The organism is Rheinheimera sediminis (assembly GCF_004005375.1).
Classification (GTDB): Bacteria; Pseudomonadota; Gammaproteobacteria; order Enterobacterales; family Alteromonadaceae; genus Pararheinheimera.
Genome location: NZ_RZUF01000019.1, coordinates 53699 through 69680, shown reverse-complemented (window position 1 = coordinate 69680; position 15982 = coordinate 53699). Strand labels below are relative to the sequence as shown.

Genomic DNA, 15982 nt, shown 5'->3' with positions numbered 1-15982 from the left:
AAAACATTCTGAAATGCGACGAAAGTTGGGATCAGGGCAGCATTAAAGAAAAAGGCGCACATCACAGATGTAGCGCCGTTGATCTCTTACTTCAGACTTCTTAATGCTGACTTATAACGCAGGTGTGGCAGGTAGTAGGGACAAAATAAAAGCGTATTCGTCCGCAACTTCAATCAAACGTGAGAAACGCCCGGATTTGCCACCATGCCCCGCTTCCATAGTGGTGCGAAAGAGTAAAGGCTGCTGATCGGTTTTGATGGTACGTAGCTTCGCAACCCATTTGGCTGGTTCAAAGTACTGTACTTGCGAATCATGCAAACCTGTAGTCACCAGAATGGCCGGATAAGCCTGTTTTTTAACCTGATCATAAGGTGAATACGACAGCATGTAGTCGTAGTAAGCTTTTTGTTTTGGATTGCCCCACTCGTCAAACTCATTGGTTGTCAGTGGAATAGATTCATCCAGCATAGTAGTCACTACGTCAACAAAAGGTACATGAGCCACCAGACCACGGTATTTCTCCGGCGCCATATTGGCAATAGCGCCCATTAACAGACCGCCGGCACTGCCGCCCATGGCAAAGACTTTATCTTTCGCTGCATATTTTTCAGCGACCAGGTAATCAGTGACGTCGATAAAGTCAGTAAAGGTATTGATTTTTTTCAATAGCTTACCGTTTTCATACCAGGCACGCCCCATTTCCTGTCCACCACGAATATGAGCAATAGCATATACAAAACCACGGTCTACTAAAGACAACACTGTGCTTCGAAAGGATGGAGAACTGGAGATGCCATAAGAGCCATAAGCGTACTGATACAAAGGTGCTGTACCATCTTTTTTCAGGCCCTTTTTATACAACAGACTGACCGGAATTTGAGTACCATCTTGAGCAGTCGCCCAGACACGCTCTGTCTGATAGTTGTTTTTATCAAAACCACCTAAGACTTCCTGTTCCTTCAACAAACGTTTTTCGCCTGTTTTCATATGCATTTCATACACAGAAGACGGAGTGGTTAACGAGGTATAACGGTAACGTAACCAAAGACTATTTTGTTCTGGATTGTTGTCTGTTTTGGCCACATAAGCAGCTTCATCAGATGCTACATACTGGGCTTTCGTCAAATCAGCCCAAGGCATCAGACGCACTCTGTCCAGGCCATTGCTACGTTCATTAATCACCAGATAGTCGGTAAACAGCTGGAATGAGTCAATAAATACATCAGGGTTATGAGCCAACAACGGCTGCCAGCGGCTGCGATCACCTATCTGATCATCATTCACCGTCATCAGACGATAATTAGGCGCATCCCAGTCGGTCAGGATCACCCAACGATTATCGATATGCTCAACTTCGTATTTAAAATCGCGCTGACGTGGTGCTATAGAGGTAAATTTGCCAGACTTATCATCACTTTTCAGCACCAGCATCTCATTGGAGACTGTACTGCCAAGCCAAATCACCACAAACTTATCATCAGCACTATTGGCTACGCCCATATAAAAGCTGCTGTCTTTTTCTTCGTACAACACTTCATCTTTGACCACATCCTGACCTAGCGTATGGCGGCGCACTTTGGTACCCAACAATGTCTGTGGGTCTTTTTCAATATAAAATAGCTGACTGTTATCAGCCGACCAGGCAATAGAAGCTTCAGCACCGGTAATAGTAGTGGCTGAGTCTTTGCCGGTGCGTAAGTCACGAACTTTGAGGTTGTAATTACGCCGACCTGTAGTGTCTTCTGCGTACGCCAGCAACTGCTGATTGGGACTGACCTGAAAGTTACCTATTTGATAGAAGTCTTTACCTTCTGCCATGCTGTTCACATCCAGCATCACTTGCTCAGCGCCGCCTGCTTTGGGTTTACGCGCATAAATAGGATACTCTTTGCCTTGCTCAAAGCGGGTGTAATAGGAATAGTCTCCTTTGACAGCAGGGACAGTGCTGTCATCCTGCTTCACTCGACCGATAATTTCATCCGCCAGGCTATTATTTAGTGCTTTGTAGTGATCGGCATACTGCTGGTAATACTGATTTTCGGCATTCAGATAAGCTAAAACTTCGGGAGCCTGCCTTTTATCGTCCCGAAGCCAGTAGTAAGGGTCTTGTCTGTCACCGTGCTCTGACTTCACAACATAAGGTTTTACAGCTGCTATTGGCGCTGACGACGGCATGGCGGCCATCAGTTGAACACTGGTAAGCATGGCAACTCCATAACTAAGGATACGAACTGGATTGGGCATCTTCATCTCTCTTTTCTGCACGTGGATTTTGTTGGTTAAACGAAGACAAAACGTTAACACATCATGAATCAAGTCACCACCACGGAAAAACAAGCAGTTATCACTCAAATGTAACAAAAGGAAGGCAAAAAAGAAAAAAGGCCCCAGTTGGTCAAACTGAGGCCTTTTGTTATCACATCATCTGTTAGTAAAAAGTAGTGTTTTGCTCTGCTTTTTCCAGCAACAACTTACTTGGGGCAAAACGAGCACCGAAACGGCTCTCAAAGCTACGCAGATGCGCTACCAAAGTGGCGGCGCCCATCTGATCGATATAGCGGAACGGGCCGCCCAAGAAAGGCGGGAAGCCTATACCAAAGATAGCCCCTATATCACCGTCACGAGCACTGCTGATAATGCCTTCTTCTAAACAGCGCACTGCTTCGTTCAGCATTTGCACCACACAGCGCAGCGCTATTTGATCTCCGCTTAATTTCGCAGCTGGGTTTAAACCCAGTACTGTATACACTGATGCATCCACCTGTTTCTTGCCTTTGGCTTTGGCGCCGTAAAGGTAAAAACCTTTTTCGGTTTTACGCCCCTTTCGACCGTCGGCTAACAAGCGATCAAAAGCAGCTGGGGCAGTAAAACGCTCACCCAATTCATTCAGCAGAATGGGGGAAATTTTAGCGCCTACGTCTATGCCCACTTCATCGAGCAAGGTAATAGGACCTACAGGGAAACCAAATTTCACCAGCGCTTTATCCAGCGCTTCAACTGGTTCGCCTTCAAGCAGTATATTGGCCGCTTCATTCATATACAGCGCCAGAATACGGTTGACATAAAAACCTGCGCCATCTTTGACAACTATTGGCGTTTTGCCTTGCTTGCGGGCAAAAGCCACAGTAGTCGCGATAGTTTCAGCCGAGGTTTTGTCATGAGCTATCACTTCGACCAGTGGCATTTTGTCCACAGGAGAGAAGTAATGCAGACCAATCACATTTTCAGGGCGAGCCGCTTTGGCCGCGATCTGACCTATTGGCAATGAACTGGTGTTGCTGGCAAACACCGTATGTTCTGAGCAATTGGTTTCGATATCAGCCACCATCTGCTGCTTTAAGTTTAAGTCTTCAAACACAGCTTCAACCACTAAATCCACATCGTGGAAACCACTGTAATCTGTGGTGCCTGTCAGCAAAGACATTTGTTTTTGCACTTCAGTCTTAGTAACAAAACGCTTACGCAGCTTTTTCTCCAGCAGGCTGTAGCTGTATTTCATTGCATTGGAAATACCCTGCTGGCTTATGTCTTTGATCCGCACCGGCACGCCAGCTTTAGTGGCTGTGACGTTGGCGATACCACCGCCCATCAAACCACCACCTAAAATAGCGGCTTTACGCACTTTACGTGGCACCACATCCCCTGCCCCAGTCTCTTTTTTCATCTGAGTGGTGGCGAAAAATAATGAACGTAGAGCTTTGGACTCACTGGTCATGCAGAGCTCACCAAAAGCTTTGGCTTCTACATCCAGACCTTTATTAAAACCACCATCCACACCGGCTTTAATGGCTTTGAGGATCTTCAGCGGCGCAGGATAATTACCTTGAGTTTTGGCTAAGGTTTGTTTTTCGGCCTGGCTAAATACAACAGCGCGGCCAAAAGGTGTTTTTTCCAGCACTTTACCCACAAAGTTCAGTTTGACTTCACGGGCTGCCGGTTTGCCTTTGAGAGCTAATTGCACTGCGGCTTCCAGCAAAATACTTTTTGGTACTACTGCATCGACTAAACCGATTTTTTTCGCCTGAGCAGCACGCAGCTGCTTACCGGTTAAAATCATATCCAAAGCTTTTTGAATACCAACCAGACGAGGTAAACGCTGAGTACCACCACTGCCAGGCAATAAGCCCAGTTGTACTTCAGGTAAACCCAATACAGTTTTATTGTCTGTAGTAGCTATACGGGCATGACAAGCTAACGCCAGCTCTAAGCCACCGCCTAAGCAAGGGCCATGAATAGCAGCCACTAAAGGAATAGCTAAAGCTTCAAGCTGGTTAAACACCAGTTGGCCCATGCGGCCAATGTCTTCGGCTTGCTGCGCTGTAGTGCAGCCATCCAGCATCGAAATATCAGCACCAGCGATAAATGAATCCGGCTTGCCACTGATAATAACTAAACCTTTAATATCTTTATTGTTTTTGATTTCGCTGAGCAAAGATTTAATTTCATCAGCAAAAGCAGCTTTGAGCACATTCATGCTCTCGCCAGCGACATCCATGCTAATGACCCCAATCTGATCAGGGCGAATGCTTAAACTAAAAGTCGGCTGGCTCATTATTCAGTCTCCACTATCATAGCTGCACCTAAACCACCTGCAGCACAAGCCGTGGTTAAACCAATACCACCACCACGACGTTTTAATTCATTTAAGGTTTGAGTAATTAAACGGGTGCCAGTCGCCGCAAAAGGATGGCCGTAGGCTAAAGAACCACCTATGACGTTAAATTTCGCCATATCAATGTCACCTATGGCTTCAGCGCGACCCAATTTTTCTTCAGCAAACTTCTTGCTGCCAAACATTTTCATATTGGCCAGTGCCTGAGCGGCAAAAGCTTCGTGCATTTCAATCAGGGTTAGGTCAGACAGCTTCAGGCCTGCACGATCCAACGCAATAGGTGTCGCATAAGACGGGCCCATCAGCATATCTTCCCAGACATCAATAGCGGCAAAAGCATAGCTGCGGATATAACCCAGCACTTCATAGCCCATGGCTTTGGCACGGCTTTCGGTCATCATCAATACAGCGGAAGCACCATCTGTTAAAGGGGTGCTGGTGGCTGCTGTGACTGTACCAAACTGACGGTCAAATACTGGTTTTAACTTGCTGTACGATTCCAGCTTGGAATCCATCCGGATATTGTTGTCGATTTCAAGGAAAGTTTTGTACGGCTCAATATGAGCGGCCATCACTTCATCTTTTAACAAACCGTCTTTCCAGGCCTGCGCCGCTAAGCTGTGTGAACGGTGCGCCATCGCATCCTGATCAGCACGGCTGATACCATGGGTTTTGGCCATTTGTTCAGCCGTATCCCCCATAGACAAACCCGTGGTGTATTCGGCCACAGCAGGAGGTACCGGTAATAAATCTTTTAAACCTAAGCGGCGGAAAATCGCCAGTTTCTGACCAAAAGTTTTGGCTTTGTTTAAATCCACTAAAGCACGGCCTAATTTTTTGCTGACGCCAATAGGCAACACAGAGCTTGAGTCTGCACCACCAGCGATAGCAATTTCCGTCACTCCTGCCATCATGCTTTCGGCCACACTGACCACAGACTGGAAGCTGGTAGCACAAGCACGGGTGACGCTGAAGGCATCTGTATGCACATTCATGCCAGTGCCTAACACGATTTCACGAGCAATGTTTGGAGCTTCCGGCATTTGTACAACTTGACCAAAAACCAATTGATCTATTAACTTGGGCGATAATTCGCTACGGATCAGCAGTTCGTTGACGACCAGCTTGCCCAGTTCCAGCGCTGAGACGCCATGGAATTCGGTGGCTTGTTTAGCAAATGGAGTACGCAGACCACGCACTATGGCGATACGGTCTCCCTGACGTGTGGTAAGTTGTAGTGGCGCAGCCATGGACAATCCTCTTTATGTGACTTTTGACAGGTCTGACCTGTAGATAATTTCGATTGTAACCAGAGATCAGGCAAATTAAAACACTTGTTTTAAAACGTCTTGAACCTTATATAAAAGCAAGTGGTCTTAGCCTAGCTTTTTTTTGAGCTAACTGCTTGGAAAACAAACAACAATATACCCAAAGTAATTGGTGTTGCAGAGCGGCGACAAGAGCGTGAGACCTGAGGAGCATAGTTTACTTATGTGACTGGGGCGAGAGCACGCAGTCAACAAAGCGGCAGCTTCAAGTACGAAGGGTTTAACTGACGATGATAACTAAAAAATAGTAGTGAGTATTATGGTAAAGGCATTCTCCGCTTTAAAAGACTATCTGGACAGTCAGGTCTTAGGTCAACACGCGCTGACAGAAGGTATTTTGTTGGCTTTATTGGCCAATGGTCATTTACTGGTGGAAGGCCCACCGGGCTTAGCCAAAACTCGCGCAGTGAATGCTTTGGCCCATGGTGTCGAAGGTCGTTTTCACCGTATTCAGTTTACGCCGGATTTATTACCAGCCGATTTAACAGGCACTGATATTTACCGCCCTGAAACCGGGCAATTTGAATTTCAGGCAGGTCCTTTGTTTCACCATATTATTTTGGCTGACGAAATTAACCGCGCACCTGCTAAAGTACAGTCGGCCTTGTTAGAAGCTATGGCAGAAAAACAAATTACCGTAGGCCGTAAAACCTATGCCCTGCCCGAACTGTTTTTAGTCATGGCTACGCAAAACCCGCTTGAGCAGGAAGGTACTTACCCTTTGCCTGAAGCGCAGCTCGACCGGTTTTTATTACATCTGAAAGTGGATTATCCTGATGCAGCCACTGAACTGGCTATTTTACGTTTAACCCGAGGTGAAGCTTTATCCCATGAAAAGGCTAAATTGAGTCCTATTAGCCAAGCCGATATTTTTGCCGCTCGTCAGGATATTTTAAAACTGCATATGGCCGAAAGCCTGGAAAACTACATAGTGCAGTTGGTGATGGCAACCCGCAATGCCAAAGCTTATAGCGAGCAACTGGCGAAGTGGATAGCTTATGGTGCCAGCCCACGTGCCAGTATTGCGCTGGAGCGTTGCGCCCGCGCTAAAGCCTGGTTGGAAGGCCGTGACTTTGTCACGCCGGATGATATTCAGGCGGTGTTTTTTAATGTGTTACGTCATCGCCTGATTTTAACTTACGATGCCGAAGCCCAGGGCTTAAGCACAGATGATGTACTCAGAGAGATTTTAAAACTGGTTCCTGTTGCCTGATGTGCTATTGATGAATACCCAACTTCAGCTTGAACAACTGGCCACAGACGGTATCCATCTGGATTTACCGCAGCTGCTGGCCTACCAGCGCCATCATGCGTTGCTGGATTTAGCCCCCAAAATGGCCATTCAAAGTAAACTGGCAGGCAGTTATCTGGCGCGCAGTAAAGGTCGGGGTATGGAGTTTGATGAAGTACGGCATTACCAACCCGGTGATGATGTGCGAACCATCGACTGGCGGGTGACTGCCCGCACCGGTAAAGTCCATACCAAACTCTTCCGTGAAGAAAAAGAGCGCCCAGTGTTTATCCTGACAGATATGTCGGAGTCGATGCGTTTTGGCACCAAACTGCTGCTCAAGTCGGTGCAGGCAGCACATTTGGCTGCCTTATTGGCCTGGCATGTGCGTGAAACCGGCGATAAATTGGGTGGCTTGGTCTTCAGTGAACAGCAATTGCTTGAGCTCAAACCTGCAGCGCGCAGCCAGGCCGTATTGAGGTATTTAAATGCACTGATTAAAGTGCAGCAAAACCAAGGTATGGCAGCAGAGTCCAACATTAACCATGCTTTGGGTTTAATGCGGCGTTTAGCCCGTCCCGGCGCTCTTATTTTTGTGATCTCAGATTTCAGCGCACTTGACGCACAAGGCTTGCGCCATTTACAGGCCATGCGCCAGCATAATGAAATTCGTTGTGTGCATATTACCGATCCACTGGATTTACAGTTGCCTCTTTCTGCTTCAGGTTTAGCCGCAGTGACAGATGGTGTGGAGCTAAAAACGCTGGATTTAGGTTCATCCGCTTTAAAAGACAGTTACCGGCAACAGCAAAGCCTGTGGCAACAGGCTTTGCAATTGAACTTAAAAAAGCTTGATTGTCGCTATTTAGCAATAAGTGCTGCCTTGCCTTTAATCGAACAATTAAACAGGAGTTGGCCTGATGGCGAACACTGAACCCCAATTGGCCTTGGCTGATATCCAAGAGCCGATGCTTAACACTTTCTGGCCACCGGCTCCGGGCTGGTGGTTGCTGACTGTGCTGGTGATTGTACTGCTGGCCTATAGCTTTCGTTTTTTCTGGAAAAAATGGCAAAAAGCCTTGCCCCTGCGTCAGGCCAAAGCAGAATTGCGGCTGATTAAACAGCCAGAGCAGAGCGCTGAGCTCAACGAATTGCTGAAACGTCTGGTGCGCTGTTACAGCCCTGGCCATAATGTGTTGTCTGCACCTGTGAAACACTGGCAGGAGTTTTTACAGCAACAATTGCCCAAACAGCCTTTGCCTGATTTACAGAAAGTGCTGTATCAATCTGTATCGGATCAAACTGATTTCACTACTTATTTGCAATTTGCTGAAACCTGGCTGCATAAAGTTTCTGTTAAACAGCTGGAGCGGCTTTGATGTTTGAATTCAGCTACCCCTGGTTGTTTTTGTTATTACCTTTGCCTTTGTTGCTGCGACGTAAAACGCAGCAGCAAGGCAGTCCTTTAACACATAAAGCCCTGATTAAAGCCAGCAGTCAGGGTTCTGGCCTGGTCAGCAAAGCGCCCCGCTCTGTCAAAACCTTGATGGCACTGCTGTGTTGGTGTTTTTTAGTGCTGGCGGCCACTCAGCCCAAGTGGCTGGGGGAAACCGTTACCTTGCCACAACAAGGCCGCGATCTGATGTTGGCGCTGGATTTATCCGGCTCTATGGCGATCAGTGATATGCAACATCAGGGCCAGAGCATAGACAGGCTGCAAGCTGTGAAGCTGGTCGTCAGCGACTTTATTCAAAAACGCAAAGGCGACCGCATTGGTCTGATTTTGTTTGGTGATGCTGCTTATCAACAAACCCCTTTAACCTATGACTTGACTACTATTCAAACCATGCTGGATGAAGCTGTGCGTGGGTTAGTCGGTGAGCGTACCGCTATAGGTGAAGCCATAGGCTTAGCGGTTAAACGGCTGAATACGTATGAAACCTCAAACAAAGTACTGATTTTATTAAGTGATGGTGCCAACACCGCAGGTGTGATTCAACCTATGGAAGCCTTGCAACTGGCCAAAGCTGCCGGCGTCAAAGTGTACACCGTTGGTGTTGGAGCCGAACAAATGGTGCAACAAAGTATTTTTGGCCGTCAGTTAATCAACCCGTCGCAAGATTTAGATGAAGCGCTGCTGACCCGTATTGCAGAAGAAACCGGCGGCAAGTATTTCCGCGCCCGCGATTTGGCTGAATTGGCACAAATATACAAACTGCTGGATCAATTAGAACCTATTGAGCGCGACCAAATCAGCTATCGTCCGCAACAAAGCCTGTTGCACTGGCCTTTATTAGCGGCGTTGTTTTGTTCTGTGTTACTTGCCTTAGGCCAAATCAGATGGTCAGGGAGACTGAATAATGTGGGCTGATTTTCATTGGTTAAGACCAGAGTATTTCTGGTTACTCATTCCTGTGCTACTAATCTGGGGTCTGTTCGCCAAACTACGTCAACCTCAAAGTGCATGGCAACACTGGATAGCACCGCATCTGCAAAAAGAGTTGCTCACAGTGCCAGCCATACAACAGCAAAAACCAATGTTGTGGCTGGTCCTGATCATCTGGTTGATTAGCGTGATTGCTCTGGCTGGCCCGAGCTGGCAACGTTTACCACAACCAGTGTTTCAACTGAAAAAAGCTACTGTGATTCTGATGGATATGTCGATGTCGATGCGTGCAACCGACTTATCGCCTGACAGATTAACCCAAGCCCGCTTTAAAGCTCTGGACTATATAGATGGCGTCAAAGAAGGGGAACTGGCTTTGGTCAGTTTTGCCGGTGATGCTTTTGTCATTTCGCCTTTAACTCAGGATCACAATAACGTCCGGTTACTCTTACCTGAACTCAGCCCTGATATTATGCCGGTTCAAGGTTCCAACCTCGAAGCCGCCCTGCTACTGGCAGATCAACTACTGAAACAAGGCGGTTATCTGCAAGGAGACGTAGTGCTTTTTACCGACGGCTTTGGTTCGGCAGATTATCCTCGGTTACGTGATTTAATGAACAGCTGGCCGCATCGTTTATCTGTACTGGCTTTTGGCTCCTCACAAGGTGCGCCGGTGCGTTTGAGTAACGGTGAGTTATTAAAAGATCGTCAAGGCTCTATAGTGCTGCCTCGTGTGCCTTTTACGCAGTTAGAGCAGTTGGCGGAATTAGGCTCAGGAGTATTTGCTACCTCAGGTTCTGGAGACTCCGATATTGAGGCTTTATGGGCATTAAAGCCCATGGATAAAAAAACCGACAGCGAAGAGCAACAAAAGCTTTTTGGTGATCAGTGGCAAGACAACGCTGTTTATCTGGTTTGGTTGCTGTTACCTCTGGCGTTGTGGCTACATAAACGCGGTGCTCTCACTGTTTTTGTACTGGTGCTGTTTTTGCCCAGAGCAGAAGCCTTTGAATGGAATGATCTGTGGCAAACAAAAAGCCAAAAAGCACAGCAGTCTTATCAGCAAGGGGATTACAGCGGTGCCTGGCAAAACTTTGATGACCCACTGTGGAAAGGCAACGCCGCCTATAAAGCCGGAGATTACCCAGCGGCTGAGCAGTCTTATCGACAACAGGACACTGCTGATGCTTTGTATAACCTTGGCAATAGTCTGGCGCAACAGCAAAAATATGCAGAGGCAATAGAAGCCTATCAGCAGGCTTTGGCTAAAAACCCGGCGCTTGATAAAGCCCAACAAAACATAGATGTGGTTCAAAAAGCGCTGGAACAACAACAGCAGCAACAAAACCAGCAGCAAGGTGAAGGCGAAGCACAGGATCAGCAGCAGGGCGACTCATCCAACGATCAGGGCCAAGGTGCAGAATCGTCAAAACAACAATCTGACGATTCTGCATCTGAACAGCAATCTTCCGAACAACAGTCTGCTCAGCAAGCCGATGATGCCGCTTCACAAAAAGATCAGCCGCCTGGTCAAACCGAGCAGCAAAAGCAAGAGCAGCAGCAACAAGCCGCTGAACAAGCAGAACAACAGGTTGCTGCACAGCAGGAAGAACAGGAACAGCAACACAAAGCGATTTCTGAAGCCTGGCCTAATGCCAACGCCGAACAGAGTCAGCAACTGGATAATTTATTACGCAAAGTACAGGACGATCCTTCTTTGTTATTACGCCGCAAAATGGCGCTTGAATATCAAAAACGTCGTTATGATCAACCACCAGCCGGAGTTGTCGAAGAATGGTAAAGCAGTGGTTATGCTTGTTTTTATTACTAAGTAGTCCAGTCTGGGCTTTGACTGAGCTAAAAGTTTCCCTGGATAAAAACCCGTTGTTATTGGGTGAGACGGCGGTACTGGAATTGGTTGCAGATGATCAGGTAGCACAGCAACCTGATTTTTCAGTATTGGATCAGCATTTTTTGGTGCAGGGCCCTTCCATGGGGCAGCAAATGCAAATCATCAATGGTAAAGCCAGCCGCACCACCAGCTGGCGTTTATTATTAAAAGCCAAAAAGGCGGGTACTTTCGTAATTCCAGCGTTTCAGATTGAAAATATCAGTTCTTCTGCCATAGAAGTTGAAGTTCAGGAATCTCAAGCGACGGCTCAAAACAGTCAGGATGCGCAGTTATTTGTGCAAAGCAGTTTGGACAGCACCACTCTCTACGTGCAGCAACTGGCTTATTTGGAGGTGAAAATCTTTTTCCAGGGCGATTTACAACGTGGTTCCTTAAGTGAGCCTAAAGTAGAAGGCCTGAGCATAGAACAACTAGGCAAAGACACTGAAGGCACTGAACTGGTGAACGGCGAGCGTTACCGCACCTTTACCCGTCGCTATCGACTTATACCTGAACGTAGCGGCACCTTTGTGCTGCCGGGAGCGACACTTAGTGGCGAAATGCTGGACAGAAATTCAGGTCGCTACGATTATTTTGCTCAAACTAAGGCTGTCAGTGCCAGTGCCAACGATATAACTATTGAAGTGGCAGCCAAACCAGAGCAATTTCCGGGCGATTGGTTGATTGCAGATTTGGTCAGCTTAAGTGAAGAATGGAGTCCAGCAACAGAGCAATTGATTCAAGGCGAACCTGTCACCCGCACTATTACTTTAACTGCTTTAGATGTTGCTGAGCATCAGTTGCCTGACGTGTTGCTGGCGACTCCTGAAGGCATAAAGCTATACAAAGAGCAGCCTCAAGCCAAGCAGGCCGAACGCAATGGCACTCTGGTGTCACAAAAGGTATTCAGCATGGCTGTGGTTGCAAATAAAACAGGCGAACTGGTGTTGCCTGAAGTCAAACTACCCTGGTGGAACAAAAAAACGAACACAGTGCACTATGCCACACTGCCGGAAAAACGCTTAACAGTGCAATCCAATCCGGAGCTACCTGAACAAAACCATACAGCTGTTGTTGCCAAAATACCCGAGCAGAATACACAGCAGCAAGAACAGGACTTGTGGCAATGGAACCATCTCAGCTCATTACTGAGCCTGCTCTGGTTCAGCTCTGTGGTGCTTTTACTGGGGATCCGAACAAAAAAAGCAGTGGTAAGCAAAGGACACGTACAAAATACAAGCACAGCCAAAGCTAACCCGAAAAAGCTGCAAAATGCTTGTCACAACAACGACGCTGCCACTGCTCGGCAGTGGTTAATGCTCTGGGCAGAACAGCAATTCGGTTACGCTCCGTCCTCGTTAACCGAACTGTCGAACTGGTGCAAAGACGATAACTTTGCCCAGCAGCTGCAGTTATTGAATCAGCAGCTGTATCAAAAAAATCAGCAAGGCTGGCAAGGTAGAGCTTTATGGATTTGCTGGTCAAAGTTGGAACTTGAAAGAACTGAGCGAAAAACTGTTTTACCTGAGCTCTATCCAGAGTAGGTATTCAGCGTGGTTGGCAGCTTCAGACTGGTGATCTGCCTTAAAAAACTGGTTGTTGTGTGAGGCTATTGTTAGCATGTCTGCTTGGAATAACCATTATAAAAACAATTATTCAGAGGAGATACTGTGTCAACGGGAACCATTTTAGCCTTAACTCTTTATTTTATTTCTATGCTGGTCATAGGTTTGTATGCTTATCGCCAATCCAGCAGCAACTTATCAGACTATATGTTAGGTGGCCGCAAGCTAGGCCCTGGTGTCACAGCTTTGTCGGCCGGAGCCTCGGATATGAGCGGCTGGCTATTAATGGGGGTTCCGGGCGCAATTTACGCTGCAGGTATCTCGCAGATCTGGATAGCAGTGGGTTTAGTGGTAGGTGCCTACCTTAACTATATTTTATTGGCACCACGTTTTCGGATTTATACTGAACTCGCTAAAGATTCCATCACCCTGCCCGACTATCTGGAGAATCGCTTCGCCGACCCCACTCGTTTATTACGCTTAGTTTCTGCTGTGGTGATCGTTGTATTCTTTACCCTTTACACCTCTTCAGGCATGGTCGCTGGTGGTAAATTATTTGAATCTGTTTTTGGACTGAATTATCAACTTGGTTTGTTCCTGACCGCTGGTGTAGTGATCGCCTACACCTTACTCGGTGGTTTTTTAGCCGTGAGCATGACTGACTTTGCGCAAGGTATCATCATCTTTGTTGCTCTGGTGATGGTGCCTATAGTCGCTTTTAGTGCACTGAATCAGCCCTCAGAGTTGTTGAGCACGGTAGCACAATTGAATCCAAGTCATCTGGACTTATTTACGGGCACCAGTGCCTTGGGTATTGTTTCCCTTTTAGCATGGGGACTAGGCTATTTTGGTCAGCCGCATATCATAGTGCGTTTTATGGCAATACGTTCTGTATCTGATTTTAATGTCGCCCGCCGTATCGGTATGTCGTGGATGATAGTCTCTTTACTTGGGGCTATGGCCATAGGTTTTGTTGGTATTGCCTATACCCATCAAACTCAAACTCAGATGGACGACCCTGAAACTATTTTTATCCTGTTATCTCAAGTGCTGTTTCATCCTTTTGTTGGAGGTTTGTTACTAGCCGCTATACTTGCAGCCATCATGAGTACAATCTCCTCGCAGTTGTTGGTGACATCCAGCGCATTAACTCAGGATTTCTTTAAAACCTTTCTGCATAAGACCGCCAGCGACAGTCTGCAGGTGCTCGTTGGTCGCGCTGCTGTTTTTGCAGTAGCACTAGTGGCGATATGGCTGGCATTGGACAGCAACAGCTCGATTTTGGGCTTAGTTGCAAATGCATGGGCGGGCTTTGGTGCAGCTTTTGGTCCTGTGATTCTGATGAGCTTGTATTGGAAACGGATGAATCATTGGGGAGCATTAGCGGGTATTGTATCAGGGGCTCTTACTGTACTGGTCTGGGCCTATAGTCCATATCAGTTGGACGGAAAACAATTAAATGATTATCTCTATGCGATGATACCTGGTGTTGCTGTGTCGACCCTGTTGACATGGCTAACGAGCTTGGCAACAACTGAGCCAGGTGAAGAAGTAAGTCAACTATTTCAGCAAGTATCGGATAAATCAAAAGAAGTCTAGCTAAAGCTCAGCAGACAGGCTTGTAGTAAAGCCTGTCTGCTATCTGCACCGGCACCCTCTGAAAATAACTTTTCGCTCATCGTCATTTCTGGTAAATCTTTGCTACATTGAAACATAACTTCTGTTTAGCTGTTTAGGTACCCATGTACTTTTATACCGCACGTCAACCCATACTGGATAAAGATAAAAACCTGTTTGCCTACGAGTTGTTATTCAGAGATGGGGTCGTCAACGCCTTTCCAGAGGTCGACAGTAACGAAGCAACCTCATGCATAATTGCAGGAAGTCAGCTGAATTTAGGTTTGAGTGAGCTTTTGGGAGATAAACCTGGTTTTATAAACTTTACGCTCGACTTATTGTTAAAAAAATATCCCTCTATGTTGCCCTGTGAGCAAGTGGTGATCGAAATAGTGGAGACGGTTCAACCCGGCAAACGTTTATTGGCGGAGTGTGAATTACTCAAAGCTCAAGGTTACATTCTGGCGTTAGATGATTACATTCACCAACCAGTCTGGAGACATTTTTATCCCCTTATTGATATTCTCAAAATTGACTTTCGAACCACCAGTATCTACACCATACTGCAAATCAAAGAGGCAATTGAAGCATTTCCTCATATCAAGCTACTGGCAGAGAAAGTTGAAACCAATGAAGAATTTCAGCAAGCTTGTGAGCTGGGTTTTGACTATTTTCAGGGTTACTTTTTTTCGCACCCAGAAATGATGCAAAGCAGAGCTTTGTCACCTACCCAAATGACATTAGCTGAATTATTGTATGAAACAGCAAAAACAGAGATAGATCTGGCTTCGATCACGGCAGTATTTGAGCGGGATGTAAATCTGTCTTATAAGCTGCTCCGCTATACCAATTCAGCAGTTTTCAGAGGCCGTTCAGAAATTGCTACCATAAAGCAGGCTGTAATAGTCTTGGGGCAGGCAGAGCTGAAACGCTTTTTATCAGTTCTTTTTGCCGCCCACTCCGCAAGCACCAAACCACCAGAACTAATGCGTCTGGCTATGACCAGAGCACGCTTTGCCGAGGGTATTGCCAAACTGGCTGATTTTTCTGATGTATCCAAAGCCTTTTTAACCGGCATGATGTCGCTAATCGATGCTATTCTGGATGAACCCATGAGTTCAGTGATGAATAAGTTACCTCTGTCGAAAGACATCAAAGATGCATTGATTGACGATGTTGGCCCTCTGGCGCAGTATATCCAGCTGATTAAATTCTATGAACAAGCCGCCTGGGACTATGCCAACATGCGGATCCAATTAATGGGCCTGGACAGCAGGGCTGTGCCTGATGCTTATCATACTGCAGTGCACTGGGCAAATGAGCAGATGAAAGCGCTCGATGTTCAATGACGA

The 15982-nt window shown here is 46.7% G+C and carries 11 protein-coding genes; 8 read left to right on the top strand and 3 right to left on the bottom strand.

Translation table 11 applies throughout. The features are described from left to right. Positions 1–111: 111 nt before the first annotated feature. From EMM73_RS14050 to fadI, 3 genes are all read right to left on the bottom strand, one after another. On the bottom strand, positions 112–2205 hold the full coding sequence (locus EMM73_RS14050) for a S9 family peptidase (protein ID WP_261373438.1): 2094 nt from the start codon (positions 2203–2205) through the stop codon (positions 112–114). A 223-nt stretch (positions 2206–2428) separates the two neighbouring features. Then, the gene (gene fadJ / locus EMM73_RS14045; protein WP_127687317.1) at positions 2429–4552 is read right to left on the bottom strand and encodes a fatty acid oxidation complex subunit alpha FadJ; all 2124 of its coding nucleotides are present in this window, start codon (positions 4550–4552) and stop codon (positions 2429–2431) included. After that, positions 4552–5862, bottom strand: a complete 1311-nt coding sequence (gene fadI / locus EMM73_RS14040) for an acetyl-CoA C-acyltransferase FadI (protein ID WP_127687315.1) — start codon at positions 5860–5862, stop codon at positions 4552–4554. The genes fadJ and fadI overlap by 1 nt, the downstream gene beginning before the upstream one ends. A 337-nt stretch (positions 5863–6199) precedes the next feature. Here fadI and EMM73_RS14035 point away from each other — a divergent pair, with 337 nt between their 5' ends. From EMM73_RS14035 to EMM73_RS14000, 8 genes are all read left to right on the top strand, one after another. Next, positions 6200–7153, top strand: a complete 954-nt coding sequence (locus tag EMM73_RS14035; protein WP_127687375.1) for an AAA family ATPase — start codon at positions 6200–6202, stop codon at positions 7151–7153. A 10-nt stretch (positions 7154–7163) separates the two neighbouring features. Further along, on the top strand, positions 7164–8105 hold the full coding sequence (locus EMM73_RS14030) for a DUF58 domain-containing protein (RefSeq protein WP_127687313.1): 942 nt from the start codon (positions 7164–7166) through the stop codon (positions 8103–8105). Next, complete coding sequence (locus EMM73_RS14025) at positions 8092–8550, top strand: DUF4381 domain-containing protein (RefSeq protein ID WP_127687310.1); 459 nt, start codon at positions 8092–8094, stop codon at positions 8548–8550. Before EMM73_RS14030 ends, EMM73_RS14025 begins: the two co-directional genes overlap by 14 nt. Continuing rightward, complete coding sequence (locus EMM73_RS14020) at positions 8550–9542, top strand: vWA domain-containing protein (RefSeq protein WP_127687308.1); 993 nt, start codon at positions 8550–8552, stop codon at positions 9540–9542. Before EMM73_RS14025 ends, EMM73_RS14020 begins: the two co-directional genes overlap by 1 nt. Beyond that, complete coding sequence (locus EMM73_RS14015) at positions 9532–11358, top strand: VWA domain-containing protein (protein ID WP_127687306.1); 1827 nt, start codon at positions 9532–9534, stop codon at positions 11356–11358. The genes EMM73_RS14020 and EMM73_RS14015 overlap by 11 nt, the downstream gene beginning before the upstream one ends. After that, positions 11352–12992, top strand: coding sequence for a BatD family protein (locus EMM73_RS14010; RefSeq protein ID WP_127687304.1), 1641 nt, complete (start codon positions 11352–11354; stop codon positions 12990–12992). The genes EMM73_RS14015 and EMM73_RS14010 overlap by 7 nt, the downstream gene beginning before the upstream one ends. 126 nt (positions 12993–13118) lie before the next feature. Then, complete coding sequence (putP, locus tag EMM73_RS14005) at positions 13119–14612, top strand: sodium/proline symporter PutP (protein ID WP_127687302.1); 1494 nt, start codon at positions 13119–13121, stop codon at positions 14610–14612. A gap of 143 nt (positions 14613–14755) precedes the next feature. After that, the gene (locus EMM73_RS14000) at positions 14756–15979 is read left to right on the top strand and encodes an EAL and HDOD domain-containing protein (protein WP_127687300.1); all 1224 of its coding nucleotides are present in this window, start codon (positions 14756–14758) and stop codon (positions 15977–15979) included. Positions 15980–15982: the final 3 nt, after the last annotated feature.